This is a genomic window from Ruegeria sp. D1(2025), from assembly GCF_056536425.1.
This window is the reverse complement of sequence record NZ_JBQFPO010000002.1, coordinates 129,681-154,379: the sequence shown is the minus strand read 5'-3', so window position 1 is coordinate 154,379 and position 24,699 is coordinate 129,681. Positions and strand designations below refer to the sequence as shown.

Here is a 24,699-nt window from a genome sequence, read left to right as displayed (position 1 = left end):
AATCTTGAGCGAATTAGGCATCCTTGGCAACGCGCGCCAGTACCAACACGAAAATATGATTTGCCCCCGCGATCTGGCATGCCCGGGTACAGGCTGCCAAAGTCGCGCCGGATGTCATCACGTCATCCACCAGAAGGATATCGCGGCCTGTCAGCAGGTTTCGCCGCTTGGGGTGAACTGCGATCGCATCTGACAGGATGTCCGCCCGTTCCGCTGCGGTTTTGCCATCCAGAACCGGGGTTTTTGTTCGACGCACCAGCAGGTCCGGACACATGTCCAGGCCGGTTTCACGGGCCAGACTTTGCGCCAGCAGGGCAGACTGATTGTATCGCCGTTTCAGCAGGCGCGACCAGTGCAACGGGACAGGTGCGATCAGCATCTCGTCGCGAAACAGATCTTGGCCTGCCCGCGCCATCCAAAGGGCCGCTGTTCGGGCCAGTTCGGGCCTGTCACCGTGCTTGAAGCTCAGGATCAGCGATCGTGCCTGACCCTGATACAACAGCGCTGCGCGCCCGCCCCTCCATGGTCGGGGGCTCGCCAGACAATCGTCGCACTCGATTCTGTGACCATCCGCCTCGCCCTCTATCGGCATTCCGCAGGTTTCGCAGACGGTCCCGCCGATGAATGGCGTGTCACGCCAACAGGAGCCGCACAAACCAAAGTCGGATTCCGTCAATACGCCGCATCCCAGGCAACGCGGCGGGTAGATCAGTGCAACAACGGTTTGAATCCGCTGCCACATGCGATACTTGCGACCCATGAAACTGCCTGCCGACACTGCACCCTCGCCGTTTGATCGCTCGATACTGACCATGCGCCGCGCCCGTGCCCGGGACGATGCGTTGTTCTTGCATCACGCTGCCATGGATGAGGTGCAGGATCGGCTTTTGATGGTTAACAGAAGCTTTACGGCACCGGCGATTATCACTCCGTTCCCGCATCTCTGGCGTGATTTTCTGCCCGCTGCCACCATCATCGCGGATAATGAGGTTCTGGAGCTGGAGCGCGGATCACATGATCTGGTTATTCACGCGATGGCGCTGCACTGGACCAATGACCCGGTCGGGCAATTGATCCAATGCCGTCACGCCCTGCGCCCGGACGGGCTTCTGCTGGGCGTCTGTCCCGGTGGTGAAACCCTGCACGAACTGCGTGCAGCCCTAGGACAGGCCGAGATCGAAGTAACTGGGGGGCTCAGCCCCCGCATCGCCCCGATGGCAGAACTGCGCGATCTGGGTGGGCTATTGCAGCGGGCCGGTTTTGCATTGCCCGTGGCCGACAGGGCAACCGTGACAGCGGAATACCGTGACCTGATGCACCTGATGCACGATCTTCGCGCAATGGGTGAGACCAATATTCTGATCGCCCGTCTGAAATACCCGACTCAGCGCCTTGTCTTTGACAAAGCCCAGACCATCTACAACCGCCACTTTGCGTCGCCTCAGGGCCGTCTGCTGGCGACGTTCGAATTGATCTGCCTGACAGGCTGGTCCCCGCACGACAGCCAACCGCAACCGTTGCGCCCCGGGTCCGCCCGCATGCGACTAGCTGAAGCTTTAGGGACGAAAGAAGGCAAACTGTCCGATTGACCGCCGGGCATTTCCGTTTATCTCAGGCCGGACCACAGAAACTCAGGAAGCTCAAATGACTGACGCAACCCGCCCCGCCCATGCACCAGCCGACCACCCAAAGGTCAAAACGGGTCGCGTCGGACTCCTGCTGGCAAATCTGGGCACGCCGGATGACTACAGCTATTGGCCGATGCGGCGTTATTTGAACGAGTTTCTGTCGGATCAACGCGTGATCGACTATCCAAAGTGGAAGTGGCAACCGATCCTGCAGGGGATTATTCTGACCAAGCGCCCGTTCAGTTCGGGTGAGGCCTACAAATCGATCTGGAATCACGACAAGGGCGAAAGCCCGCTGATGACGATCACCAAGGACCAGACAGCCAAGCTGCGCAACGCGATGCAAGATCGTTACGGCGATCAGGTGATGGTCGATTTCTGCATGCGCTATGGCAACCCTTCGACCAAGTCCAAAGTACACGAGATGGTGGCGGCGGGCTGTGACCGCATCCTGTTCTTCCCGCTCTACCCGCAATACGCGGGAGCCACGACAGCAACAGCAAATGATCAGTTCTTCCGGGCGCTGATGGAGGAGGTCTGGCAACCGGCCACCCGGACCGTACCCGCGTATTTTGACAAACCTGCCTACATCGACGCATTGGCGGGGTCGGTTGAGCGCGCTTATGCAGAGATGGCGACGAAGCCCGACATTCTCGTCTGTTCCTATCACGGGATGCCGGAACGCTATTTGCAGCAAGGCGACCCCTATCACTGCCAATGCGCAAAAACGACCAGATTGCTGAAAGAGCGGCTGGGCTGGACAGACGATCAGCTGGTTTCGACGTTCCAGTCCCGGTTCGGACCCGAGGAATGGCTGAAGCCCTACACCGTCGATCACGTCGCCGATCTGGCGCGGCAGGGCAAAAAGAACATCGCGGTAATCGCCCCGGCCTTTTCAGCCGACTGCATCGAAACGCTGGAAGAAATCAACGAAGAAATTCGGGAAAGCTTTGAGGAGGCCGGCGGCGAGGGATTTACTTATATCCCATGCCTCAACGCCGATGATTCGCATATCGCCGCACTTGGCGCGGTGATCGAAGACAATCTCAGGGGCTGGCTGGACTGAACGACCCACAGACCGGACACAAAAAAAGGCGATGGATAAATCCACCGCCTTTTCTTTGATCAGCTTGTCGAATTAGCTTGCTGCAACAGCTGCGGCAACAACAACCAGCAGGATCAGCGGCAGGATGATACCCTGCGACGAACCTTGGGTTTCTTCGACAACGACAGGTGCCTCTACAACCGGCTCTTCCAGGTTGCCAGCATAGGCAGTCGAAGCAGCAGCGGTCAGAGCAGCGGCGAGAACGAGTTTTTTCATATTAACCTCCAGAATTTGCGTGATTCCGATTAGTGGAGCCACACATCTAAGACTTACCTCGTGTTTTTTTCTAATCAGCAATGCGCAGGGATTGCAATTGCAACTTGATCGCTAAGCGGGTTCGTGCATGAAAATGTCGTCAAATTAGCAACACTTGCGTGCCAACCTTCGCCATGGAAAACAGCTCGGCAATGTCCTCGTTGAACAGGCCGATACACCCGTTTGAAGACCGGCGCCCGATTTTGCGCGTGTCGTGGGTGCCGTGAATGCGATAGTATTTCCAGCTCAGGTACAAAGCATGTGTTCCCAAAGGGTTATCCGGACCAGGCGGGATATAGTCGGGCCATTCCGGATTTCGCCTCTTCATCGACGGCGTCGGCGACCAGCTTGGGCCTTCGACCTTCCGGATCACGCTCGTCCGTCCGCGGCGGGTCAGTTCTTCGGTCAATGGAACCGAAGACGGGTAGAGTTTGTATACAGATTGATCATCTGACCAATAATGCAGCGCCCGCGAGACGGTATCGACCAAAATGGCACCGTTTCTGGTATTGGAAAAATAGGGTTGCCAGTCCAACGCCCGGAAGCCCGAAACATTGCGGCGAACCGCCGGTTCTGCTTCCGGAGCAGGACGCAATGGGTCTCCGGGAATGTACTGGGCGATTGCCGGCGTGGCCAGCACGGCCGTCGCACCTGCCAGAAATCCGCGGCGGGTCGAGGGCTGAATACGTTTTTTGACCATGACAAAGGGTCCTTTGCTTAGGTGACTTGGAAATTTCGGTCATTTTATTGCCAGAATGCTTCAGTCGCAAATCAAACCGGCAGAATCACGCGGGTTGTGGCCATTGTACGTTTGCCCAGCGCGTTCAGTCACGCTATGCCCGTTGATAACACAATTATCAGGTCGACCATGACGCGTATCCTTTCTCTGCTAGTTATTTGCCTTGTCGCGCTGGCGGCATGCACGGACACCTCAACCACAGCCTTGGGGGCCGACGGGCGGCCGCTGCCGACAGTCTATAAGATTCGCGGCAGCACCGATAAACTACAATTCCGCATGTTGGATTCGGTGAACGCGCTCCGTCAGGCCTCGGGCCTGCAACCGGTTCAACTGAATGCCCAACTGAATGCGGCCGCAGCCACTCATTCCAAAGACATGGCCCGTCAGAACCGCCCCTGGCATTTCGGATCGGACGGATCCTCGCCCATCGATCGCGCCGCGCGCGCAGGCTACTTCGGAACCTTCCTGGGCGAAGCGATATCGGAAACCTACGAGACCGAGACCGAAACCCTGGCCGCATGGATGCAGGAGCCCGGCCCGCGCGCCGTCATCATGGATCCGAAGGCAAGCCAGATGGGCTTTGCCTGGCATCAGGAAAAAGGCGGCAAAATCTGGTGGACACTGGAAATGGGCACAGGCGGCTGATCGCCTCGGGCCGCAACAAAGCCTCCGGATAGCGGGGGCTTTTTCAATAGAGCCAGGTTACGCAGCCTGCATCGACTGCGCTTCGGTCAGAATGGCATAAAGTTTGACGGGGTCAGGATTTGCCCGCAACTTTGCGCAGACAGATGTGTCACGCAAGGTCCGCGACACAAGCGCCAAAGCCTTGAGATGATCGACACCCGCTTCCTCCGGCGCAAACAACGAAAAGGCAATGTCGACTGGCTGACGGTCGACCGAGCCGAAATCAATAGGCTTTTCCAGCATGACGAATACGCCAGAAACGGCCTGAAGCTGCGGCAATCTCGCATGTGGCAGCGCCACACCATGGCCAACCCCGGTCGGGCCGAGGCTTTCACGCTCCAGCAGGTTGTCCACAACTTCCTGCGCGTCCAGCCCAAGGGTGGCGGCAGCGACATCGCTGATTTCCTGAAACAACCGCTTCTTGCTGGAAGCAGATGACAATACACGTACGGCTTCGGGCTTCAGTATGCTCGACAGCTCCATGATCACGCTCCATGACGTTGCCCCGGCTAAAACCGGGGCCCGTCTTTCAATCTTGCCTGTTACGGATCGATCCAACCGATATTGCCGTCATCCCGGCGATACACGACATTCAATCCGTCCTTGTTTTCATTACGGAACACCAGCACCGGGGCGCCTGCAAGTTCCATTTGCATAACAGCTTCGCCAACGCTGAGAGATGGTATCTTTGTTTCCATCTCAGCCACAATCATGGGCTGCAGCGATTCGGGTTCGTCAGCCGTCTCCGATTCATTAGAGGCGAGGATATATGAGGACGCGCCGAAGAGTTCAACCGGCTCGGATCGATCCTTATGGTGGTCTTTCAGGCGGCGCTTGTATCTGCGCAGTTGTGTCTCCATTTTGTCGCAGCAAGCCTCGAATGCCGCATAAATCTCGATTGCGTGGGCCTTGGCCTGGGCGGTCAGGCCCGTCGACAGATGCACCGTGGTCTCGCATACATATTCATGCGCTGAACGGGAAAAGACGACGGCGGCGTCCGTCGGGCGCTGGGCGTACTTACCCACAACCTCGCCCAGCTCGGTCTGCACGTGGGTCTGCAGCGCCGCGCCGATGTCGATCTGTTTTCCGCTGATTTGGTAACGCATGTGATCTCCTTCACAATTCACACCCATTCTGACGCCGCGTTACGCGGCGAGCTTGTTTTTATCGGGTGGGGGGTAGCGACATGTTTTGTGGTTGTCTGCCATCGCGCCCTTCGGAGAAGGGATATCGTGATCCAGACTGGAACCGCAAAACTGCCATGAGCCAATTGAGCCAAGAGGCGGCGGAAGAGTCAATCAAAACAAAACCGTATTTGTGTAATTTCCGACATGCAGCAAGTGCAGATCAGCGCAAGCTTATGAAATCCTGAAGTTTTCACCCAGATACACGCGGCGCACATTCTCGTTTTCAACAACTTCGTCCGGCGTGCCGGACATCAGCATCTTTCCGTCATGCAGGATGTAGGCCCTGTCCACAATTTCCAGCGTTTCGCGGACGTTGTGATCCGTGATCAAAACACCAATTCCGCGCTTTTTCAGGTCGGCAACCAAATGCCGGATATCCCCAACACTGATAGGATCCACACCCGCAAACGGTTCATCCAAAAGCAAATACTTGGGATCGGCAGCCAGGCAGCGGGCGATTTCCACCCGGCGTCTTTCCCCCCCTGACAAAGCCAGGGCCGGGGCCCGCCGCAAATGCTCGATCGAGAAATCGGACAAAAGTTCTTCCAAACGTTCCTTGCGGCGATGGGCGTGGCTGACGGTTATGTCCAGCACAGCGGCGATATTGTCCTCGACGCTCATGCCGCGAAAAATCGACATCTCCTGAGGCAGATAACCGATCCCCATCCGGGCTCGCCGATACATCGGTAAAGTCGTGACATTGTGCCCGTCCAGCGTGACCGTGCCCGCCTCGGGGAAAACCAGCCCGGCGACAGAATAGAACGTCGTCGTCTTGCCCGACCCGTTGGGACCAAGCAAAGCCACAACTTCGGACCGGCCCAGTGTCATCGAAACATCCCGGATCACGGTCTTCTTGCGATAGGACTTTCGCAGTTTCTCGATTCTGAGACCCGAGGTGCCGTCGGCAACGGATAGGTTGGGTCGTGCCATCAGTTGTTGCCCTGTTGCAGGATCGTTTTCACCCGACCGGTCATGGTTGCGGTACCGGTGGTCAGGTTGGCATTCATCTGATCGCCGCTGATGACGCTTGGCCCCTGTGTCAGAAGAACATTGCCCTTCATCAGGATCACACCGGAATCAATCGTGTATTCGGCCCAATCCCCCTGCGCCGCGTCGGGAGGGCTTACCAGAACCACGTCTTCCGTGGCCTCTAGCCGCTCGATCGCCGAACGCTCGTTGTTGTAGATGACCAGAACCCGTTCTGCAGTCAGACGCATTTCGCCCTGAATCACGATGACATTTCCCAGAAACTCGGCCGACCCGTTTTCCTGATTGACGTTGAGTGTTTCCGACGTCACTTCGACAGGCAAACTGGGGTCCGCCTTGGTCGACCCAAACGCCACCTGCGTTTCCTGCGCGGTCGCGGAAACGGCACTCGTCACCAGAGCGATGCAAACAAGGGCAATTCGAAAATCAAACACACTTCATCTTTCTGCTTTTGCCGGCTCATACACCAGCTTTACGCCATCTGTAAAAACAATATGGACCGGTCCGTCCTTTTTTTCAGTCCCAAACGTCATGCGCCCAGCCGAGAAATCACCGATCGGTCCGGTTCCGTTAACCTGACCCGGTGTATCCCCGCGGATTTCATCCAACGAGGTGTTCAGCAAATCCGTGGTGACCTGGATGCCGTCCGTAGTGGTTATGACAACATCGCCGACAAAAGTTGCCGTCTTTTTGTCAGGTCGGATCATGCCCGAATTTGAATCCAGTTTTATGACACCGCCATTCAACAGCCCCAGGCGCCCACGAAACTCGGCCGCGGTCGGGACAGATCCTTCAGCCCCTTTTGCCGCCTGTATGGCCTTGATATGCACGTCTTCACCCTTGCGGGTTATGCCCCGGTAGTCGGGCTGAGTAATAACCTGGTCGGCAAGGCGATCGTTGATTTCCGTTTGCGGGAATGGAACCGACACGTCTGTCTCGATGCTGCGCGACAGCAGGAACACCGTGGACAGCAACAGAATGGCCACCAACGGCAGCAGCACCTTCAAGAACTGTACCATGCGGGAATAGCGGTCCACAGTTGCCACCTTTCAGCCCAACCCGACGCGCAGGCAATCGTGAATGTGCAAAATGCCTTCAGCCCGCCCGCCCGAGGCCGGATCGACCACAAACAGGCAGGTGATCTTGGGCGTCTGCATCGTCATCAGAGCCACGGCGCTCTCGGCCAGTTCACCCGGTCCGATGGTACGCGGGTTCGCGGTCATCACCTGATCGACGGTCAGGTCAAGGAGACCCTGCATATGCCGCCGCAGGTCGCCATCGGTTACGATGCCCAGCAACTGCCCTTCGGCATCACTAACGCCGACAACGCCAAAACCCTTCTGGCTCATGACCAGCAACGCCTCGCTCATCGGCGTGCCCGAGGAAACGATCGGCGTGTCGGTATGCATCAGATCGCGAACCTTGCTGAGCTGCGCACCGAGCTTGCCGCCGGGGTGGAAGTCACGGAAGTTTTCAGGCCGGAAATCGCGGTACTTCATCAAGGCGATCGCCAGCGCGTCCCCCATTGCAAGCGTCAGTGTCGTCGAAATCGAAGGCACCATGCCAAAGCCGCAGGCCTCACCCATCGACGGGATCAGCAAATGCACGTCCGCCTGTTTCATCAACGTGCTTTCGGGCTTGCTGGACAGACCGATCAGCGGAATGCCGAACCGCCGGGTAAAGGCCAGAAGATTGGCCAGTTCCGGTGCCTCGCCCGAGTTCGAAATCGCCAGAACCACATCGCCCTTCGACACCATGCCCAGATCGCCGTGACTTGCCTCGGCCGGGTGCACGAAATAGGCGGGTGTCCCGGTACTCGCCAGCGTTGCCGCGATCTTGTGACCGATATGGCCCGATTTGCCGATCCCGCTGACAATGATCCGACCGGTTGCCTGCAGGATCATCTGCACGGCAGTGGCGAAATTCTCATCCAGGCCGTCCGCCAGAACGTCAAGCGCACGGGCTTCGTCAGTGATGACCTGCCGCGCAGTTTTCAGAAAGGATTCGTTGTCAGTCATGAGTGCGCAAAAATGTCCGTTTCAGGCCAGCCGGCGAGGTCCAGCTTGGCACGCATCGGCAGGAAATCAAAACAGGCCTGCGCCATCTCGGTCCGGCCCTCGCGTGCCAGACGCCCGTTCAGCGCATCGCGCAACTGATGCAGGTACAGAACGTCCGAGGCGGCATAGTCCAGCTGAGCCTCGGTCAGGGTTTCCGCACCCCAGTCGCTCATTTGCTGCTGTTTCGAGATGTCGACGCCGATCAGTTCCTGGCACAGGTTCTTCAGACCGTGTCGGTCTGTATAGGTGCGTACCAGTCGGCTGGCGATCTTGGTGCAATAGACCGGCGCCGCCAGCGCACCGAATGTGTGGTACATGGCCGCGATGTCAAATCGCCCGAAATGAAACAGCTTCAGCACATCGGGATTTTCCAGCATGGCACACAGGTTCGGCGCTGATGTCTGCCCTTTTTTGACCTGAACGATATGGCTGTGCCCATCGCCACCCGACATCTGGATGACGCACAACCTGTCCCGATGTGGATTCAAACCCATGGTTTCACAGTCGATCGCCACGACCGGGCCCAGATCCAGCCCATCCGGCAGGTCGTTTTTGTACAAGTGGTTCGCCACAGATTTTTCCTTTGTTCGGTCTCAAACCACGAGATAGGAGGTTTGGTCCGCAAACTCAACGCCATCCATCGGGCGTCATTGTGACCAGGCGCTGCCGGGACGGGATTTTGCCGCGACACAAATGAGGTCAGCAGGAACTTGAGCATCTGTATGCTAATGCTCTAAACCTTGGCCACCATGGACAAACTTGATCGAAATATCGTTGCCGCACTTCAGCAGAACGCGCGTGAATCAACTACCCGGATCGCAGCAAAGCTGGGCGTGGCGCGCACCACCGTTCACGAGCGTATCAGCCGCATGGAAGATCGCGGTGTAATTGCAGGGTACTCCGTGGTTTTGCACAGCCCGCAAGACACACCGCGTGTACAAGTCATCGTTCTGCTGGAAGTGCAGCAAAAAGAAACGGCCCGCATCATCAAACGTCTTGAAGCCTATCCCGAGGTCAAACTGTGCCTGTCCATTAACGGAGAATTCGACCTGCTGCTGAGTGCCGAAGCACCGCATATCGAAGATCTGGACATCCTCGTCGACGAACTCGCCAAGATCCCGGGCGTCATGCGAACCAACACAAGCGTTGTGTTTGGCCGCCGGATCGACCGGAACTGATGCTGCGATAACCCTATGTAAACCGATGCGCGGCTAGCCTGCCCCGGACTGATCAAGATCCCGGACCGGCAGAATGCCCCATCGAATATTCACCTTTCTTCTGATTCTGCTTCTTGCCGGGCGTTCGCTGCATGCACAACCTGACGCAAGAACCGCCGATCTGTGTGATCAGGCCATGAGGCAAGCCGCTTTGTCGGAAGGGGTTCCTCTGGATGTTCTACGGGCCATCGCGCGCGTGGAATCCGGTCTTAATGTCGCTGGCACCCTGCGTCCATGGCCGTGGGCGATCAATGTCGAGGGGCAAGGTCTTTGGTTTGACACCGAGGTCGAGGCAAAATCCCATGTTTTCCAAATCTTCAAGGCGGGCGCACGCAGTTTCGACATCGGCTGCTTCCAGATCAACTATCGCTGGCACGGGCAGGCATTCCGGTCGATTGACGAAATGTTCGACCCGGATCAGAACGCCAGATATGCCGCCCGTTTTCTGAAGGGCCTGTTTGCAGAGTTTGCATCGTGGCCCGCAGCGGCCGGAGCTTATCACTCTCGCACTCCCGCTCTGGCCCAGACCTATTCCGAGCGTTTTCAGACCGAGTTGGCGCGCCTCAACGAGGACGAGCCGACAAGGTATGCGGCAGTTGCCCGCGATCCTTTTACACAGTCCTCTGCTCCACTGCTTCCATCGCGATCTGCCGCGCCAAAACGGGTAATGCTGGGGTCTCTGGTTCCGGTAGCGGATAGTGCCCCCGCCTTTATCGTCTTCAACTAAGGGGGTGATCGTGTTCAGGTTCGATGCCCGCTCTGTGTTCTCGCCGACCGTCTTGCTGGCGCTGGCCCTGATGACGGTCATCGTGATGATGATCCTGCCAATGCCCGCCTGGGTTCTGGATGTGGGGCTGGCAGCGTCGTTTGCGCTGGCTATTCTGATCTTCACCTTGACCCTGTTTATCGAACGCCCGCTGGATTTCTCCTCTTTTCCAACGATCCTGCTGGCATCCCTGATGCTACGATTGTCGCTGAATGTTTCGTCCACCAAGCTGATCATCGGTCAGGGACATTCGGGCACCAACGCCGCAGGTGATGTGATCGAGGGGTTTGCCCAATTCGTCATGGGCGGAAGCATCTTTCTGGGTCTCGTCGTGTTTGGCGTTTTGCTGATCGTGAATTTCATGGTGATCACCAAGGGCGCCGCCCGCATGGCCGAGGTCGGAGCCAGGTTTGCGCTGGATGGGATGCCGGGCAAACAACTTGCAATTGACAGCGACATGTCCGCAGGGGCCATCGACCATCAGCAAGCCAAGGAACGGCGCGAAAGAGAACAGCAGGAAACGACTTTCTTCGGCTCGCTGGACGGTGCGTCCAAATTCGTCAAGGGCGACGCCGTTGCCGGGTTGCTGATCACCTTGCTGAATCTTGTGATGGGTTTGATCATGGGCGTGATCGTGCATGGTATGCCGGTTGCATCCGCCTTCGAAACCTATGCGATCCTGACGGTTGGTGATGGGCTGGTCTCACAAATCCCTGCGGTCATTATCTCAATCGCGTCCGCCCTGCTGCTGGCGCGGGGCGGCACGCAGGGGGCAACCGACAGCGCCATCTTCTCGCAGTTGGGGCGGCACCCGGCTGCGCTGGGCACAGTCTCGCTGCTGATGGCCCTGTTTGCGTTGGTGCCAGGCCTGCCGTTTCTGCCCTTCATTCTAGGCGCGGGGGTTTTGGGATACTCAGCCTACAGCGTTTACAGCAAACAAAAATCCGAGCTGACAAAAGCGCACTCACCGGCACCCGAGACCGATGCCCCGACCCCGCAGGCCATCGGAGACATCCTGGACCTGGACGACGTTCATCTGGAATTCGCGCCGGATCTGGTCAGCATGGTTCTAAACCCAGGCACCGGTCTGGACGCGCGGATCGCCAATATGCGGACATATGTCGCCTCTGGCTTTGGTCTGATCCTGCCCGAAATTCGGTTGACCGATCGCGCCGATCTTCCAACCGGCACTTACGTTATCAAAGTTCAGGGCGTCGAACAGGCGCGCGGTGTTCTGAACCCCGACCTTGTATTGGCGCTGGTTCAGGAAGGGCCGGACATTCTGCCGGACGGAAATGATGTGACCGAACCCGTCTACGGCGCACCTGCCCGTTGGATCCTGCCCAAAGATCGGGAGGCTGCGGCCCTGAGCGGCGCAACGATCGTCTCGCCCCCCGAAATCCTGGCGACCCATCTGCTCGAAATCATCAAGCAGAACTTCTCCCGACTGCTGACACTCAAGTCGCTGCGGCGTCTTTTGTCCGAAATGACTCGGCTGAGCGATCCGGTCCGGGCCGAGGCCAACCGCAAGTTGCTGGACGAACTGATCCCGGACAAGGTCCCGATCGATACATTACATTCCGTTCTGCGGCTGCTGCTGAACGAACGGGTGTCCATCCGAAACATGGCCCTGATCCTGGAAACCGTGGCCGAGGCTCGGCTGACCACAACTCTGCCCGAAGGGATTTGCGAACTGGTGCGCCAACGTCTCGGGTTCCAGCTGGTCGCCGACATGAAGCGCGAAGATGGGTCGATCCCACTGATCCAACTGGCACCGGAGTGGGAGGACACGTTCGCCACTTACCAAATCGACGCCCAAAGCGCAGGTCTCGACGTCGCGCTTCCGCCCAACCTGTTCAACAAGCTTGCAGACGGTGTCGTGCAAAGCGTTGCGCAAACCGCGGATCGGGGCGTGTTTGCGGCCGTTGTGACTTCGACCCGTCGACGCAGGTTGCTGCGCACGATCCTGCACGCACGCGGCATCTCGAACCCGGTTCTGTCATTTGAAGAAATCGGCCTGGAAGCCAGGCCGGCACTTGTCGGTACGGTGCCCGCGTGATCGACCTGCCCCCCGACTTGCTGCCGTTTATCAGTAGCGAGCTTGAGCACTTGTTCGCCGTTTTCCTGCGGGTTTCCGCTTTGGTTTCCCTTCTGCCTGCCTTCGGAGAGCGCAGCATTCCGGCCCGCGTAAAGCTGGCGATAGCAGTGGCATTTACGCTCGTGGTTTCTTCCGCAATTGACCCGTCCGAGGCGATGTCTGGACTGTTTCCCGTAGTGCGGCTGATCGGCACCGAAATCCTGACGGGTCTGGCACTTGGCTTAAGCTTGAGGCTTTTCGTGCTTGCCCTTCAGACAGCAGGATCAATTGCCGCTCAGGCGACATCGCTATCCCAGCTTCTGGGCGGGGCGGCAGCAGACCCAGTGCCGGCCATGGGATATCTGCTGACCCTGGCCGGAATCACTCTGGCAGTTCTTATGGGGTTGCACATTCGTGCGGCGCAGTTTTTGATTGATAGCTACACCCTGATTCCAATGGGACAGCCCCCTGCGGCTGCGGATCTGTCCCATTGGGGTGTGCGACGAATTGCGCACAGCTTTGCGCTGGCTTTTGCGCTGGCAATGCCCTTCGTCATCGCCTCGCTGATCTACAATCTTGCGCTTGGGGTCATAAACCGGGCGATGCCTCAATTAATGGTCGCCTTTGTCGGTGCCCCGGCAATCACCTTTGCCGGTCTCTTTCTTTTGTTCGCCGGAGCACCCTTGGTCCTGTCCGCCTGGTCGGACGCACTCAACAGTTTTCTAACCAACCCGATTGGAACCAACTGATGAGCGCGGCAGACGACGACAGCGACAAGTCTTTTGACCCGACACCGCAGAAACTGAAGAAAGCCCGTGAAAAGGGCGAAGTGGCCAAGTCCGCCGATCTGTCGGTGGTTGCGGGTTATTCCGGGTTGCTCGTCGCGCTGGTAACAGTCGGTCACCACGGCGTGGAAAAGCTTGGTACGCTTTTTCTTGTAATGATCGATCAGGCCGACGACCTGTCCCGCCTTATGATCGATGGCCCGTCTGCAGGCCCGGTCGGCGGCGTTCTAAAAGCGACCCTGGTCGCCATCGGGATTCTCTTTGCTATTCCGGCGGCTGCGGTCCTGCTCAGCCTCATGGCGCAGCGAGCACTTGTCTTTGCGCCGTCCAAACTCAAACCCAAGCTGTCGCGTGTTTCCGTTGTGTCGAACGCCAAGAACAAGTTCGGCCGGGGTGGATTGTTCGAATTCCTTAAGGCCTTTGTCAAACTGACAATCTATTGCACATGCCTTGCCGTTTTCCTGCGCGCCAATCTGGCGGAAATCCTGTCTGCCGGTACGGCACCACCCCAATCTTCAATCCTGTTGATGATGAACCTGTTGTTTCGCTTCTTGTTTATCGTGATTGTCATCGCTCTGGCCATCGGCGCAGCGGACTACCTTTGGCAAAACTCCGAGCACATGCGCAAAAACCGTATGTCGCGCAAAGAGATTCAGGACGAAACCAAGGATGCTGAAGGCGACCCTCATGTCAAACAACAGCGCAGGCAGCGCGCACAGGACATTGCGGCAAACCAGATGATGGCGGCGGTTCCTGAAGCAGACGTTGTCATAGTCAATCCGACGCATTTTGCGGTCGCGTTGAAATGGTCGCGGGCGGTCGGTACCGCACCGGTTTGCGTCGCGAAGGGCGTGGACGAAATCGCCGCCACGATCCGGTCGGCAGCCGGGCAGGCAGGGGTTCCGATCCATTCCGATCCGCCGACCGCGCGGGCGCTTCACGGCACCGTCGATATCGGGCAGGAGATCCAGGAAGAGCACTATCGATCCGTTGCCGCCGCTATCCGGTTCGCCGAAGCCATGCGTAAACGAGCAAAGAAGCAGGTATAATGCGACAAACGCAGATCAAAGCATTGGTGCGGGTGACGGAGGCCGCGTTCCAAAAGGAATTTCAGGCCATTCGCCCCTTGGTCGAGGCCGAGACATTGGTTCTGAGGAAGCTGAGGAAGCTGGACACGCAGGTTAAAGCGGCGCGCCACGACAGTGCGCAGTCCCAAGGCTACAAAATCACAGGAACCGATATCTTGTGGAACGGCTGGGAAGCCGCAACACGCCGCCAGTTGAACATGGAACTGGCGCGCATCCGAGTGCAGAAGCTGAGCGCTCTGGACGCGCTGCGCCTTTCGTTCGGGCGCAAACGTGCTGTTGAAAGCCTGTCGGAGTCGCTTATGGCTGATCAGTTTTGCAACCAGTCAAAGGGCTTCTGATCCACAACCGACTGAGTCGTCAGGTGTTCTGACGATTGACACTCATAATCAGAACCTGAGAAACGTCTTCGCCCAAATCCTTACGCGCAACGTCCAGCAACGCTTTGCGCAACGCATTCAAGTTGCCGGACTCTGTAAAGGCACCGTCAAAGCCGCCGATATTGGCATGGTCAAACAGCACCTGCAGGAACCTGTCGCGCAGTTTCGGTTCAATCGCATAAAACGTTTCCGAAAGCCCAGGCGTGGTTTCCAAACTCAAGGACACCGTCACCAGAGCTGATATCTGGTCCTTCTTAACCACCGGAACCACGAATTGCTTGGTGAGCTTGAGATATTCGAACTCTCCCTCACCCTCCTTCTGACTTGCTTTCGTTTCTTTTGGCTTTTCAGCCTCTGCTGTCGCGGCCTTGCTGTTGTCGCTTTCTTTCGGTCCGAGGAAGACCCCGGCCCCGATACCTGCGGCCAGCCCCAAGACAAGACAAATCAGCGGTACAAGTTTCCTGACCACAGCGGCACCTCAGAACGGCAGAAGCGAATCGAGGATCTGCTGGCCGTAACGTGGTTGCTGCACATCCGTGATTTGCCCCCGGCCCCCGTAAGAAACCCGCGCCGAGGCGATCTTGTCATAAGTGATCTCGTTCTGGCGGGAGATATCCTGCAGTCGAACATAGCCGGTGACCAGCAGTTCCCGCAGTTCGAAATTGACACGCAATTCCTGTGAACCGGAAATCGACAAAACACCGTTGGGCAGAACATCAATCACCGTAGCAGCCACCCGCAGGGTCAGTTTTTCCTTACGCTTGACCGAGCCTTTTCCCGAACTGTCCGATGAGGAATCGATGGACACGGCGTCATCCATCGAGGCACCTTCAGGCAACTTGTCTGCCACGCGCTGGGGCAGGCCGAACAATCCCGGAACGGCCAGACTTTCAGATCCGGCGCGCGATCGTTTCGTATCATTCGAAATCTCGGCTTTTTCGTCCAGCTCGATCACAACCGTCATGATGTCACCTTTTTTGATCGCTCTTTGGTCTCCCAGCAGCGACTGTTGCCCACCGCTCCAAAGCGAGGCGCGATCCACACTCCGCTGCGGCTGAGTGTGTGTTGGCAGGCCTGGCCACAGCATGGCCACCTGTTCCGGAGACTCATCAGTGGGCGTAAAGCTCGGCGGTTTGCCCAGGTGGTCCACGCGCCCGCACGCGGACAGGGCAATCAAAGTGACAAGCAGTTTGTAAGGCTCTACGGGCATTATCTTACCTCAATTTGACCGTCGGGCCGGATATGCCCGGTTACAGTCGTTCTGGACGACAAATTCATGACCCGAATGCGGTCACCTGCAGCCCCGCGTCCCAGTGCGCGGCCTTCTGCCGTGATCGACAGCGGCTGGCGGTTGAATACCAGGACAACCAGATCGTTCCGGTCCACAATGGCCGGATGACCGACGTCCGTTTCCCGTATAGGGCGACCCGGATACAGCGCAACACGGGCTTCCTGGCCGATCAAAAGACCGGGATCCATGACAACGCCGTCAACCTCGGTGTTTGTCAGCTCGAGATCCGAGGCCACAATGATCTCCTTCGCACGAATGGTTCTGGTCGGCACGACTATCTCGGCCTGAACAGCCATGGGAGACATCACTATCAGCACCCAAAGAACACTGCGCATCATCGCACCTGAGTTGTCGCGCCCATCATCTGATCGACGGCGGATATGACCTTGGCGTTCATTTCGTAACCACGCTGAGCTTCGATCAGTTCCGTGACCTGTCGCACGGCATCAACCGAACTGTCCTCCAGGTACCCTTGACGCAAAGTTCCCAACCCGTCCTCACCCGGCGGACCCGTCACCGGTGCACCAGAGGCTTCGGTTTCCTTGAACAGGTTGCTGCCGGTCGCCTCCAGCCCCTTGGCATTCGAGAAGCTGGCCAAGGTGAATTCTCCCAGCAACTGACCCTCGGCTGTGTCATCGAAATAGGCGTATACTTCGCCGGATGCGTTGATGGATATCGACCGCGCATCATCGGGGATGGTAATCTCGGGAGCGACGGTAAAACCGTCCGAAGTCACGATCAGGCCTTCGGGCGATCGTTTCAGGCTACCATCGCGGGTATAGGCGGACTGGCCGCCCGGCAGGGTCACTTCCAGATAGCCTCGCCCCTCGATAGCGACATCCAGATCGTTGCCAGTTGCGGACAAGGCACCTTGCGCCAGTTGGACGGTGACGGCTGCGGGCCGAACGCCCAAACCTAACTGGACACCGGTTGGCAAGACCGTGCCGTCAGAGGCATTCACCGCGCCCGCGCGGGTCATCTGCTGATAGTGCAGGTCCGCAAATTCGGCCCGCCGCGCATTGTAACCGGTTGTGTTCATGTTCGCGAGGTTGTTCGAGATGGTCTCGACCCGCATCTGTTGTGCCGTCATTCCGGTGGCGGCAACCTTCAAAGCGCGCATTTCAAAATCTCCCCTGGTTAATAATCAGCGCATCAAGGCCTTGAGAGCCCCACGAACCCGCTCGTCTTCTGCCTCAAGAAAGCTCTGTCCCAGCTCATAGGCCCGTTGAATTTCGACCAGCCGAGTGACCTGATCTATCGCGTTGACATTTGAACCTTCCAGGAACCGATGCAGGACTACGGGTTCGTAAACCGGCTCAACGTCGCCCGCCGGGCGAAACCGGGTGCTGCCTTCGCGAATAAGCCCCCCTGTGTCGGCCACCTGATACACCCCGATCTGCCCCAGTAGCTGGCCATTGACGCTCAGAGTGCCGTCGCCGCCGACATCGAGTGTTGCGGCATCCGGCGGAATAAACAGGGGGGCGCCGTTGCTGTCCAGTACCCGCAGCCCGTCCATCGTCACCAGATCGCCATCCGCGTTGGGCGAAAAGCTCCCGGCCCGGGTCAGGCGATTGCCGTCGGGCGTTTCGATCATGAAGAACCCGTCACCTTCGATTGCAAAGTCGAACTGCCCGCCGGTCTCGGTCAGAACGCCTTGTTGCAGCGATGTATTGCGGACTTCGGCCCTGCTCATGGAGAGGGAAGGATCGTTTGACATGTCCCTCACGTACTCGGAAAACACCAGGCCTTGCTGCCTGTAGCCGGTCGTGTTTGCGTTGGCGATATTGTTGGCCACCAGCCGCATCTCGTTCATCAGCCCGGATTGGCGGGACAGGGTGACATAGGCGGTATCCATCAGCGGGCTCCTGCGATCAGAGGGATGAGTGTCGACGAGAAGAACGTCACGAGGGTTTGGGTCATGAAGCCCATGGAAATCCAGAACACGACGACTATCGCGATCAGCTTGGGGACAAAGGTCAGTGTCATCTCCTGCACCGATGTCAGTGCCTGAAACAGGCCCACGACCAGCCCCGATACCAGCGCCACCGCCAGAATCGGCACAGACGTGATAACCGCAACCCACAGTGCCTGCCGCAGGATGTCGTAGAACTGCCCCTCGCTCAGCATCGATCAGACCGGCATCCGCAGGATTTCCTGATAGGCTTCGACGACTTTGTTACGCACGATAACCGCCGTTTCCACGGCAAGCTCGGTCTGCGCAAGGGCCTGCACCAGCGCGTGCGGGTCGGCCTGCCCGACCATCGAAGCCTCTGCCACCTGCTCGCTATGTTTCAGGGTTTCCGCAAAATCTTGAAACGTTGACCGCAAGCCTTGCGCCATTCCAACGTGGTCTGTGGCAGCCTGAGTGGCTGGGCGCGCAACGGCGTAGTTCTGGGCGGCGGTTATTGAGCGGACATCCATTCTGGCTTCCTTTATTTTCTGAGTAGTTCCATCAGGCTCGACGACATCTGACGGGTCTGGTCGAACATCTTGAGGTTGGCTTCGTAGCTGCGCTGCGCCTCGCGCGCGTCGGCTATTTCGATCATCAGATCGACGTTCGACCCCCGGTAGTGCCCGGTCTCGTCCGCCATCGGATGGCCAGGATCGTAGATCCGGCTAAGGTCGCGACGGTCGAGCCTGACGCGCCCGGCCTGAACCGTTTCCCCGCCGCCTTGCGCAACCGCTTCGAACGGAACCGTCTTGCGGCGATACCCCGGAGTATCCGCGTTGGATATGTTTTCCGAAACATGGCGCAAACGAGCCGCCTGTGCTCGCAATGCGCTGGCCGAGGCTGTCAGGGAATGTGAAAAATCACTCATGTCTTCGCCCCTTTACGACCGGCCCAGGCTGGCGCGCAGGACATTCATCGAGGATCTGTAGATCGCCAGCGCGCGGTCATGCTGGCGCTTGACCTCGACGGCTTTCAGCATCTCCTCCTCCAGCGAGACACCGTTGCCGTTGGGGTCGCCGGTCGGTTCTGCCTTGTACTCTGACCAGAGGTGATCACCGGTGGTCGTTCCGTGCAAATGGCCCGGACGGGTCGCAGACATGACCGATTCACGGTCTGTGTTGTCATACGCTGTGTGAAAGGCCTCAATGTCGCGGGGCTGGAATCCCGGCGTATCCGCGTTGGCCATATTGCGCGAGATGACAGCCTGCCTTTGCCCGGCATGGGTTGCCATTGCGTACGCTGTCTTAAAGACGTTCAGGTCATAGAACATCGGGGCTTCTCCCTCGATCCGTTTCAATCAAGGCTTAACCCCGATTCCTTTAGAAAGCGTTTTCAGAACCAGGATGGAGGCCGGCCATGCCCGAGATCGAACCAACGCTTCTGAAATGTGAATTCGACCGGATGTCGGCCGTCCGAAACGTCGGGCTTGTCAGAGGCGTCTCTGGCGGTGTGATCGAAGTCGCCGGTCTGACGGGTCACGCCCGGATCGGAGACACCCTGACATTGCAGCGCCGGCCAGGTCCGGATCTGGCGGGTGAAGTACTGCGTGTGGATGCCGACCATATTTACATGCTGCCCGAATCGGCACCGGACGGGGTCAGCCTTGGGGATCGGGTGCAGCTTGAACCGTCACCAGTTTTCGCGCCGGACACGCACTGGCTGGGCCGGGTTGTCGATCCGTTCGGCAAGCCGCTGGACGGCAAGCCCTTGCTGAGCGGTTCGCAGGAGAGGAACATTGTTCAATCTCCCCCTCCCGCCGTTGAACGCCGGGGATTGGGGCAGCGACTGGAAACCGGGCTGTCGATGCTGAACACGGTTCTTCCCATCGTGCAGGGCCAGAGAATCGGGTTGTTCGCCGGTTCCGGGGTCGGAAAATCCACATTGCTGGCGACGCTTGCCAAATCAGTGCAGGCAGATGTGGTTGTAGTCGCTCTGGCCGGGGAACGGGGCCGTGAAGTGAACGCGTTTGTCGCCAAAGCTCTGGGTCCTGAGACGATGAAAAGGTCTGTTGTCGTCGCAGCCACTTCTGATCAGTCCGCCCTTGCTCGACGGCGTTGCCTTTGGGCAGCGATGTCGGTTGCCGAATACATGCGCGATCAGGGGTTGCACGTTCTGTTCTTGGCGGATTCCATTACGCGATTTGCCGAGGCTCATCGTGAAATCGCCGTCACCACGGGCGAATCGCCATCGTTGCGCGGGTTTCCACCATCCGTCACACCACTGATTGCCGGTCTGTGCGAACGGGCCGGGCCCGGCACTGCCGGGCAAGGAGATATCACCGCGGTTTTCAGCGTGTTGGTTGCCGGGTCCGACATGGACGAACCGGTTGCCGACATTCTGCGCGGTGTTCTGGACGGGCATATCGTCCTAAGCCGAGACATCGCGGAACGTGGCCGGTTTCCGGCAATCGACCTCAGCCGGTCGGTTTCGCGCTGCCTGCCCGAAGCCGCGTCAGAAGACGAAAACAGGCTGATCTCGGAAACCCGCAAGCTCGTCGGCAGCTATGAGCAATCCGAGATCATGATCAAAGCTGGGCTTTATACCGAAGGCACCGACCCGCTGCTGGATCAGGCCGTTCGCGCGCATGAAGATCTGGATGCGTTTTTCGCAAGACCCGATCCCGAAGGGATAGAGAACAGCTTTAACCGTCTTTCCCTGATCCTACGCCGCGCCGCTGGCGGATTGATGCGTTGAACGACGCCAGATTTCGGAACAGTTTTAAGTGTTAAGCGGCCATTAAGACCTGCCCTGATAACCCGGTTGTGGGTGATAAAAGGTGGTGAAGATGGGTGCGCAATCCAATGCGGCGCCAGTCATCATCAAGAAGAAACGTGTTTCGGGTGGCGATGGCCATCACGGTGGCGCGTGGAAAGTCGCATATGCCGACTTTGTCACGGCCATGATGGCGTTCTTCATGTTGATGTGGCTGCTGAATGCAACAACAGAAAAACAACGCAAAGGGTTGGCGGATTATTTTTCGCCCACAATACCGGTGAATCCGGTTTCTGGCGGTGGCGACGGCGCTTTTGGCGGCAACAACATGTTCTCGGAAAAGACCATGGTAATGGACGGCTCGGGTGCCAGCAGCCGACAGCCTACCATTGCCAGACAGGCCCGCGGCGCAAGCGGCGTGGATGCCCGCGGCGGAAGCAAGGGCGCATTCGAGGATTTCACCTCGCTCGAAGCGAAACTGCTTGGACGCACCGGCGAAAGCCTGGTCTCGGACGAGGTCCTCAAACATATCGTGACCCACGTCACGGATGAAGGGTTGGTGGTGGAGCTGTTCGATACTGACGACCAGACCCTGTTCGAAACGGGAACGGACAATCCAACACCCGTCCTGCGAGCCCTGATGCTGCTGGTGGCCAGATCCTCGGACCTTGTGACCAATGCAATTGCTGCCGAAGGCCATGTCGCGTCGTCGCCGGTGGTGCTGGCACATAACCCCGCCTGGGAATTGTCCACGACACGTGCTCAAGCCGTGCGCAGGATGCTGCAGGACAAGGGCGTGGCAACGCACCGGCTGGATCGCGTTACTGGCCACGCGGACCGCGAACTGGTCAGCGAAAACCCCATGGCCACGCGCAACAACCGCGTTGAAATCATATTCCTTCGCAGGTCATGACCGCAAAAGGATAGGTCGCATTTTACCTGTTAGCGCGCTGTTAAGAGGCCGCGCGCTAGGTGTTGCATCAACGGTTGACGCAACAGAAGGGCGTTTCAATGTCAATTTCTTCATCCCTGAACGCCGGTGTGGCTGCATTGAAGGCGAATGCGAACAGATTGGCCACTATTTCGGACAACATCGCCAATTCTTCCACCTTCGGATACAAGCGGGTCGAGACGGACTTTCACTCGATGGTCACATCCGGTCGGGGCGGCAGTTATTCAGCAGGCGGCGTCAGAACCACCAGTCAGCGCCTGATTGATCAGCGCGGCTCGCTGGTGACAACGAACAATTCAACCGATCTGGCCGTCCGAGGCCGTGGCATGCTGCCCGTGCGCTCCAGTTCACAGATCGGGTCGAGTTCAAATGAGATGCTGCTGACAACCACAGGATCCTTTCGAACGAACGATCAGGGATATCTGGTCACGGAATCCGGCCTTGTCCTGCTGGGCTGGCGTGCCGGACCCGATGGTTCGATCCCCAGTGTTCCCCGCGACACCCCCGCTGCGCTGGAACCCATCCAGCTTAGCGTCAATCAGCTTTCGGGGGCGCCTACCACGCAGATGAACCTGCGCATGAACCTGCCCGCAACCGCGACGGATGCAGGGGCACCAGGCGATACCCAGCCCCTGTCGGTCGAGTATTTTGACAATCTGGGTAAGTCTGAAAACGTGGATATCGAACTTGCCCCGACTGTTCCAGCGACCGGGTCCAGCAACGAATGGACCATGACCTTGCGCGATACCGCGTCCGGCGGAACCATTATCGGAGAGTACACGCTGACCTTTACCGACAGTCGCACGGCCGGCGGAACGCTGGCCAGTGTCACGGCGGTTTCAGGAGGCGCCTATGATCCCGCAACGGGCAGCGTTGTCGTCAACGTTGCGGGCGGTCCAATGGAGATCAATATCGGACGGATTGGCGATACGGACGGCATCACGCAGTTGTCCGACACGTTTGCCCCGGTATCGATAACACGGGACGGTTCCGCTGTCGGCACGATGACCAGCGTTCAGGTTGACGAAAATGGATATGTCTACGCTTTCTACGACACAGGCGTCAGTCGCCGCATGTTTCAGATCCCGCTGGTCGACGTCCCGAACCCCAACGGATTGACCGCCCTGGACAGCCAGACCTACGCGCCTTCCCGCGATAGCGGCACCTTTTTCCTCTGGAACGCAGGCGAAGGGCCGACGGGCGATCTGGTCTCATTCGCGCGTGAGGAATCGACGACGGATGTGGCAACCGAACTGACCTCTATGATCCAGACGCAGCGTGCCTATTCCTCCAGCGCCAAGGTGATCCAGACCGTGGATGAAATGCTTCAGGAGACCACGAATATCAAACGCTGATCCCTGTAACGGCTGATTGAAAGGACCTGCCAGATGAATATGTCGACCGCTTTGAACAACGCCCTTGGCGGGTTGACGGCCGCAAGCCGCGGGGCCGCAGTCGTGTCGGGAAACATCGCAAACGCGTTGACACCGGGATACGCACGCAGAACCCTTGAACTGACGACCAGCCCGGTTTCAGGAAATGGCGTCCGAACAGTTGGCGTTGTCCGCCACCATGATCCCGTGATCACTGCGAACCGCCGCGTCACGGATGCCGATCTTGCGCGCCAAACCGCGATTTCGGACTTTCACGCAAGGCTCGAAACCTTTGTCGGAAAGCCCCACAACATGTCTTCCTTAACCGCTCGTCTTGCAACGTTTGAAGGCAGCCTTATCACTGCCGCCAGCCTGCCGGACTCTGCCGAAAGACTGGACCAGGTCGCCCGGGCCGGACGGGATCTTGCCGCAGGGCTTAACGCAGCGTCGGAAGGGTTTCAGCAACTTCGGTCGGATGCAGATCGCACGATCGGCAGTCATGTAAGTAAGCTGAACCAGATGCTTGCAGATATCGAGGCCCTGAACGCCAAAATCCCTGCAATTCGATATTCAGGCGGCGATATCGGGGCGCTGCTGGATCAAAGACAGGTTCTGGTCGATCAGGTCAATCAACTGGTCCCCGTCAACTCTGTTCCCCGGGAGAACGGTCAAATCTCGCTTTATTCCGGAGGTGGTCTGATCCTGCTGGAAGGAAGCGCGGCAATATTCTCGTTTGCAACGACGGGTGATACCAAGCCGCACATGACGGTGGCGAACGGACTGTTGTCAGGCCTTCAAATGAATGGAAATCCTGTACGCACCAGCGGTGACTCGGCGCAAATTCGGGGCGGTGCGCTGATGGCGCAATTCCAGATCCGCGATGAACTGTCGATCGACGCACAGAATGATCTGGACACCGTCGCGCGCGACCTTGTCGAGCGTTTCGAAACCCCGGGCCTGGATCCAACCGTGCTGCCGACAGATCCCGGCCTGTTCACCGATGACGGCGTGCGTCTGAACCCAGCGCTCACCATAGGCCTCGCGTCCCGCGTAGGGTTCAATACTATCGCTGACCCTGACGCGGGTGGTGCAAGTTGGAAACTGCGCGCCGGTTTGGGCGCCACCCTTCCGGGTGCTCCCGGGGATTCCACTCAACTACAGGCTTTTGGAGCGATTCTGGAAACCGCGCGCCCGGTCGCAGGTTCACCGTTCGGAACCGGAAACATGCGGGCCACCGAGATTTCCGAAGCGATGACCTCTCGTGTCGGTGCCAAAGCACACACAGCCAGCGCACGCCTGGTCTTTGCAACAAACGCACAGCTTGAGATGGCAAAGATCGAGGCTGAACAAGGCGTAGACACAGATCAGGAACTGCAACGCCTGATGCAGATCGAACAGGCCTACGCCGCGAACGCCCGGTTGATTTCGGTCGTGGACGAATTGATGGACACATTGCTGAGGTTGTAAT

General features: G+C 58.2%; 32 protein-coding genes. 13 read left to right on the top strand and 19 right to left on the bottom strand.

What is annotated here, in order from left to right; translation table 11 throughout:
• Positions 1–13: 13 nt before the first annotated feature.
• Positions 14–760 carry a double zinc ribbon domain-containing protein gene (locus ACR1XU_RS06485; protein ID WP_480904024.1) on the bottom strand — a complete coding sequence of 249 codons (747 nt, stop codon included), beginning with the start codon at positions 758–760 and terminating at the stop codon, positions 14–16.
• On the opposite strand from ACR1XU_RS06485, the gene ACR1XU_RS06480 reads away from it, so the two are divergent.
• Positions 759–1,589 (top strand): methyltransferase domain-containing protein, encoded by an 831-nt coding sequence (locus ACR1XU_RS06480; RefSeq protein ID WP_170681935.1) that lies wholly within the window; start codon positions 759–761, stop codon positions 1,587–1,589. The two genes, ACR1XU_RS06485 and ACR1XU_RS06480, sit on opposite strands and share 2 nt — an antisense overlap.
• Before the next feature lie 55 nt (positions 1,590–1,644).
• Complete coding sequence (hemH, locus tag ACR1XU_RS06475; RefSeq protein WP_480904028.1) at positions 1,645–2,694, top strand: ferrochelatase; 1,050 nt, start codon at positions 1,645–1,647, stop codon at positions 2,692–2,694.
• Positions 2,695–2,766: 72 nt separating this feature from the next.
• Here the strand turns inward: hemH and ACR1XU_RS06470 are convergent, their stop codons facing one another.
• Both ACR1XU_RS06470 and ACR1XU_RS06465 read right to left on the bottom strand, forming a co-directional pair.
• Positions 2,767–2,949, bottom strand: coding sequence for a hypothetical protein (locus tag ACR1XU_RS06470; RefSeq protein ID WP_010442520.1), 183 nt, complete (start codon positions 2,947–2,949; stop codon positions 2,767–2,769).
• Positions 2,950–3,088: 139 nt separating this feature from the next.
• The gene (locus ACR1XU_RS06465) at positions 3,089–3,688 is read right to left on the bottom strand and encodes a L,D-transpeptidase (protein ID WP_480813711.1); all 600 of its coding nucleotides are present in this window, start codon (positions 3,686–3,688) and stop codon (positions 3,089–3,091) included.
• 168 nt (positions 3,689–3,856) lie between these two features.
• On the opposite strand from ACR1XU_RS06465, the gene dalA reads away from it, so the two are divergent.
• On the top strand, positions 3,857–4,372 hold the full coding sequence (gene dalA, locus ACR1XU_RS06460) for a divisome-associated lipoprotein DalA (RefSeq protein ID WP_170615517.1): 516 nt from the start codon (positions 3,857–3,859) through the stop codon (positions 4,370–4,372).
• Between the two features lie 57 nt (positions 4,373–4,429).
• Here dalA and ACR1XU_RS06455 read toward each other — a convergent pair whose 3' ends face one another.
• The 7 genes from ACR1XU_RS06455 to ACR1XU_RS06425 form a co-directional block, all read right to left on the bottom strand.
• Positions 4,430–4,894, bottom strand: a complete 465-nt coding sequence (locus tag ACR1XU_RS06455) for a PTS sugar transporter subunit IIA (RefSeq protein WP_480904031.1) — start codon at positions 4,892–4,894, stop codon at positions 4,430–4,432.
• 59 nt (positions 4,895–4,953) lie between these two features.
• Positions 4,954–5,517: a ribosome hibernation-promoting factor, HPF/YfiA family gene (gene hpf / locus ACR1XU_RS06450; protein WP_170615521.1), complete on the bottom strand. Its 564-nt coding sequence runs from the start codon at positions 5,515–5,517 to the stop codon at positions 4,954–4,956.
• Positions 5,518–5,769: 252 nt separating this feature from the next.
• Positions 5,770–6,528: an LPS export ABC transporter ATP-binding protein gene (lptB, locus tag ACR1XU_RS06445; protein ID WP_170615523.1), complete on the bottom strand. Its 759-nt coding sequence runs from the start codon at positions 6,526–6,528 to the stop codon at positions 5,770–5,772.
• Positions 6,528–7,019, bottom strand: coding sequence for an LptA/OstA family protein (locus ACR1XU_RS06440; RefSeq protein WP_170681930.1), 492 nt, complete (start codon positions 7,017–7,019; stop codon positions 6,528–6,530). The genes lptB and ACR1XU_RS06440 overlap by 1 nt, the downstream gene beginning before the upstream one ends.
• 3 nt (positions 7,020–7,022) lie before the next feature.
• Positions 7,023–7,622: an LPS export ABC transporter periplasmic protein LptC gene (lptC, locus tag ACR1XU_RS06435; protein ID WP_170681929.1), complete on the bottom strand. Its 600-nt coding sequence runs from the start codon at positions 7,620–7,622 to the stop codon at positions 7,023–7,025.
• Between the two features lie 12 nt (positions 7,623–7,634).
• Positions 7,635–8,603 (bottom strand): KpsF/GutQ family sugar-phosphate isomerase, encoded by a 969-nt coding sequence (locus ACR1XU_RS06430; RefSeq protein WP_480904035.1) that lies wholly within the window; start codon positions 8,601–8,603, stop codon positions 7,635–7,637.
• Entirely contained in the window at positions 8,600–9,214 is a 615-nt protein-coding gene (locus tag ACR1XU_RS06425) for a ribonuclease D (RefSeq protein ID WP_480526600.1), read from the bottom strand. The genes ACR1XU_RS06430 and ACR1XU_RS06425 overlap by 4 nt, the downstream gene beginning before the upstream one ends.
• Before the next feature lie 177 nt (positions 9,215–9,391).
• Here ACR1XU_RS06425 and ACR1XU_RS06420 point away from each other — a divergent pair, with 177 nt between their 5' ends.
• From ACR1XU_RS06420 to ACR1XU_RS06395, 6 genes are all read left to right on the top strand, one after another.
• Positions 9,392–9,820, top strand: coding sequence for an Lrp/AsnC family transcriptional regulator (locus ACR1XU_RS06420; protein ID WP_170615533.1), 429 nt, complete (start codon positions 9,392–9,394; stop codon positions 9,818–9,820).
• A gap of 73 nt (positions 9,821–9,893) precedes the next feature.
• Positions 9,894–10,586 (top strand): lytic transglycosylase domain-containing protein, encoded by a 693-nt coding sequence (locus tag ACR1XU_RS06415; protein WP_480904038.1) that lies wholly within the window; start codon positions 9,894–9,896, stop codon positions 10,584–10,586.
• Positions 10,587–10,656: 70 nt separating this feature from the next.
• A complete protein-coding gene (gene flhA, locus ACR1XU_RS06410; RefSeq protein ID WP_480904239.1) occupies positions 10,657–12,684 on the top strand; it encodes a flagellar biosynthesis protein FlhA in 2,028 nt (675 codons plus the stop codon).
• Entirely contained in the window at positions 12,681–13,451 is a 771-nt protein-coding gene (locus tag ACR1XU_RS06405; protein ID WP_480904041.1) for a flagellar biosynthetic protein FliR, read from the top strand. The genes flhA and ACR1XU_RS06405 overlap by 4 nt, the downstream gene beginning before the upstream one ends.
• Positions 13,451–14,536, top strand: a complete 1,086-nt coding sequence (locus tag ACR1XU_RS06400; protein WP_480904044.1) for an EscU/YscU/HrcU family type III secretion system export apparatus switch protein — start codon at positions 13,451–13,453, stop codon at positions 14,534–14,536. Before ACR1XU_RS06405 ends, ACR1XU_RS06400 begins: the two co-directional genes overlap by 1 nt.
• Positions 14,536–14,913, top strand: a complete 378-nt coding sequence (locus ACR1XU_RS06395; protein WP_480813705.1) for a hypothetical protein — start codon at positions 14,536–14,538, stop codon at positions 14,911–14,913. The genes ACR1XU_RS06400 and ACR1XU_RS06395 overlap by 1 nt, the downstream gene beginning before the upstream one ends.
• 19 nt (positions 14,914–14,932) lie before the next feature.
• Here the strand turns inward: ACR1XU_RS06395 and ACR1XU_RS06390 are convergent, their stop codons facing one another.
• From ACR1XU_RS06390 to ACR1XU_RS06350, 9 genes are read right to left on the bottom strand one after another with little or no spacing between them, the layout of a single operon-like run.
• Entirely contained in the window at positions 14,933–15,385 is a 453-nt protein-coding gene (locus ACR1XU_RS06390) for a flagellar basal body-associated FliL family protein (RefSeq protein WP_480713919.1), read from the bottom strand.
• A 45-nt stretch (positions 15,386–15,430) separates the two neighbouring features.
• Positions 15,431–16,162, bottom strand: coding sequence for a flagellar basal body L-ring protein FlgH (flgH, locus tag ACR1XU_RS06385; RefSeq protein WP_480904047.1), 732 nt, complete (start codon positions 16,160–16,162; stop codon positions 15,431–15,433).
• Positions 16,162–16,578, bottom strand: coding sequence for a flagellar basal body P-ring formation chaperone FlgA (flgA, locus tag ACR1XU_RS06380; RefSeq protein WP_480904241.1), 417 nt, complete (start codon positions 16,576–16,578; stop codon positions 16,162–16,164). Before flgA ends, flgH begins: the two co-directional genes overlap by 1 nt.
• Positions 16,578–17,363, bottom strand: a complete 786-nt coding sequence (gene flgG, locus ACR1XU_RS06375; protein WP_480904050.1) for a flagellar basal-body rod protein FlgG — start codon at positions 17,361–17,363, stop codon at positions 16,578–16,580. Before flgG ends, flgA begins: the two co-directional genes overlap by 1 nt.
• A gap of 24 nt (positions 17,364–17,387) precedes the next feature.
• Positions 17,388–18,098: a flagellar hook-basal body complex protein gene (locus ACR1XU_RS06370; RefSeq protein WP_480904052.1), complete on the bottom strand. Its 711-nt coding sequence runs from the start codon at positions 18,096–18,098 to the stop codon at positions 17,388–17,390.
• Positions 18,098–18,370, bottom strand: coding sequence for a flagellar biosynthetic protein FliQ (locus tag ACR1XU_RS06365; protein WP_170805827.1), 273 nt, complete (start codon positions 18,368–18,370; stop codon positions 18,098–18,100). The genes ACR1XU_RS06370 and ACR1XU_RS06365 overlap by 1 nt, the downstream gene beginning before the upstream one ends.
• A gap of 3 nt (positions 18,371–18,373) precedes the next feature.
• Positions 18,374–18,664, bottom strand: coding sequence for a flagellar hook-basal body complex protein FliE (fliE, locus tag ACR1XU_RS06360; RefSeq protein ID WP_170805826.1), 291 nt, complete (start codon positions 18,662–18,664; stop codon positions 18,374–18,376).
• Between the two features lie 11 nt (positions 18,665–18,675).
• Positions 18,676–19,062: a flagellar basal body rod protein FlgC gene (gene flgC, locus ACR1XU_RS06355; protein ID WP_170805825.1), complete on the bottom strand. Its 387-nt coding sequence runs from the start codon at positions 19,060–19,062 to the stop codon at positions 18,676–18,678.
• Between the two features lie 12 nt (positions 19,063–19,074).
• A complete protein-coding gene (locus ACR1XU_RS06350) occupies positions 19,075–19,464 on the bottom strand; it encodes a FlgB family protein (RefSeq protein ID WP_480904056.1) in 390 nt (129 codons plus the stop codon).
• Between the two features lie 86 nt (positions 19,465–19,550).
• Here ACR1XU_RS06350 and ACR1XU_RS06345 point away from each other — a divergent pair, with 86 nt between their 5' ends.
• The 4 genes from ACR1XU_RS06345 to flgK all read left to right on the top strand — a co-directional run bounded on the left by ACR1XU_RS06345 (position 19,551) and on the right by flgK (position 24,698).
• Positions 19,551–20,888, top strand: a complete 1,338-nt coding sequence (locus ACR1XU_RS06345; RefSeq protein WP_480904059.1) for a FliI/YscN family ATPase — start codon at positions 19,551–19,553, stop codon at positions 20,886–20,888.
• A gap of 91 nt (positions 20,889–20,979) precedes the next feature.
• On the top strand, positions 20,980–21,819 hold the full coding sequence (locus ACR1XU_RS06340) for a flagellar motor protein MotB (RefSeq protein ID WP_480904062.1): 840 nt from the start codon (positions 20,980–20,982) through the stop codon (positions 21,817–21,819).
• A gap of 98 nt (positions 21,820–21,917) precedes the next feature.
• On the top strand, positions 21,918–23,213 hold the full coding sequence (locus ACR1XU_RS06335; protein ID WP_170805821.1) for a flagellar hook-basal body complex protein: 1,296 nt from the start codon (positions 21,918–21,920) through the stop codon (positions 23,211–23,213).
• A 33-nt stretch (positions 23,214–23,246) separates the two neighbouring features.
• The gene (gene flgK / locus ACR1XU_RS06330) at positions 23,247–24,698 is read left to right on the top strand and encodes a flagellar hook-associated protein FlgK (RefSeq protein WP_480904065.1); all 1,452 of its coding nucleotides are present in this window, start codon (positions 23,247–23,249) and stop codon (positions 24,696–24,698) included.
• Position 24,699 lies beyond the last annotated feature (1 nt).

Coding starts and splice junctions, on each gene's coding strand:
- ACR1XU_RS06480 (WP_170681935.1), top strand. CDS start 759: ATGAAACTGCCTGCCGACACTGCACCCTCGCCGTTTGATCGCTCGATA.
- ACR1XU_RS06485 (WP_480904024.1), bottom strand. CDS start 760: ATGGGTCGCAAGTATCGCATGTGGCAGCGGATTCAAACCGTTGTTGCA.
- hemH (WP_480904028.1), top strand. CDS start 1,645: ATGACTGACGCAACCCGCCCCGCCCATGCACCAGCCGACCACCCAAAG.
- ACR1XU_RS06470 (WP_010442520.1), bottom strand. CDS start 2,949: ATGAAAAAACTCGTTCTCGCCGCTGCTCTGACCGCTGCTGCTTCGACT.
- ACR1XU_RS06465 (WP_480813711.1), bottom strand. CDS start 3,688: ATGGTCAAAAAACGTATTCAGCCCTCGACCCGCCGCGGATTTCTGGCA.
- dalA (WP_170615517.1), top strand. CDS start 3,857: ATGACGCGTATCCTTTCTCTGCTAGTTATTTGCCTTGTCGCGCTGGCG.
- ACR1XU_RS06455 (WP_480904031.1), bottom strand. CDS start 4,894: ATGGAGCTGTCGAGCATACTGAAGCCCGAAGCCGTACGTGTATTGTCA.
- hpf (WP_170615521.1), bottom strand. CDS start 5,517: ATGCGTTACCAAATCAGCGGAAAACAGATCGACATCGGCGCGGCGCTG.
- lptB (WP_170615523.1), bottom strand. CDS start 6,528: ATGGCACGACCCAACCTATCCGTTGCCGACGGCACCTCGGGTCTCAGA.
- ACR1XU_RS06430 (WP_480904035.1), bottom strand. CDS start 8,603: ATGACTGACAACGAATCCTTTCTGAAAACTGCGCGGCAGGTCATCACT.
- ACR1XU_RS06420 (WP_170615533.1), top strand. CDS start 9,392: ATGGACAAACTTGATCGAAATATCGTTGCCGCACTTCAGCAGAACGCG.
- ACR1XU_RS06415 (WP_480904038.1), top strand. CDS start 9,894: ATGCCCCATCGAATATTCACCTTTCTTCTGATTCTGCTTCTTGCCGGG.
- flhA (WP_480904239.1), top strand. CDS start 10,657: ATGACGGTCATCGTGATGATGATCCTGCCAATGCCCGCCTGGGTTCTG.
- ACR1XU_RS06400 (WP_480904044.1), top strand. CDS start 13,451: ATGAGCGCGGCAGACGACGACAGCGACAAGTCTTTTGACCCGACACCG.
- ACR1XU_RS06395 (WP_480813705.1), top strand. CDS start 14,536: ATGCGACAAACGCAGATCAAAGCATTGGTGCGGGTGACGGAGGCCGCG.
- flgH (WP_480904047.1), bottom strand. CDS start 16,162: ATGCCCGTAGAGCCTTACAAACTGCTTGTCACTTTGATTGCCCTGTCC.
- flgA (WP_480904241.1), bottom strand. CDS start 16,578: ATGCGCAGTGTTCTTTGGGTGCTGATAGTGATGTCTCCCATGGCTGTT.
- flgG (WP_480904050.1), bottom strand. CDS start 17,363: ATGCGCGCTTTGAAGGTTGCCGCCACCGGAATGACGGCACAACAGATG.
- ACR1XU_RS06370 (WP_480904052.1), bottom strand. CDS start 18,098: ATGGATACCGCCTATGTCACCCTGTCCCGCCAATCCGGGCTGATGAAC.
- ACR1XU_RS06365 (WP_170805827.1), bottom strand. CDS start 18,370: ATGCTGAGCGAGGGGCAGTTCTACGACATCCTGCGGCAGGCACTGTGG.
- fliE (WP_170805826.1), bottom strand. CDS start 18,664: ATGGATGTCCGCTCAATAACCGCCGCCCAGAACTACGCCGTTGCGCGC.
- flgC (WP_170805825.1), bottom strand. CDS start 19,062: ATGAGTGATTTTTCACATTCCCTGACAGCCTCGGCCAGCGCATTGCGA.
- ACR1XU_RS06350 (WP_480904056.1), bottom strand. CDS start 19,464: ATGTTCTATGACCTGAACGTCTTTAAGACAGCGTACGCAATGGCAACC.
- ACR1XU_RS06345 (WP_480904059.1), top strand. CDS start 19,551: ATGCCCGAGATCGAACCAACGCTTCTGAAATGTGAATTCGACCGGATG.
- ACR1XU_RS06340 (WP_480904062.1), top strand. CDS start 20,980: ATGGGTGCGCAATCCAATGCGGCGCCAGTCATCATCAAGAAGAAACGT.
- ACR1XU_RS06335 (WP_170805821.1), top strand. CDS start 21,918: ATGTCAATTTCTTCATCCCTGAACGCCGGTGTGGCTGCATTGAAGGCG.
- flgK (WP_480904065.1), top strand. CDS start 23,247: ATGAATATGTCGACCGCTTTGAACAACGCCCTTGGCGGGTTGACGGCC.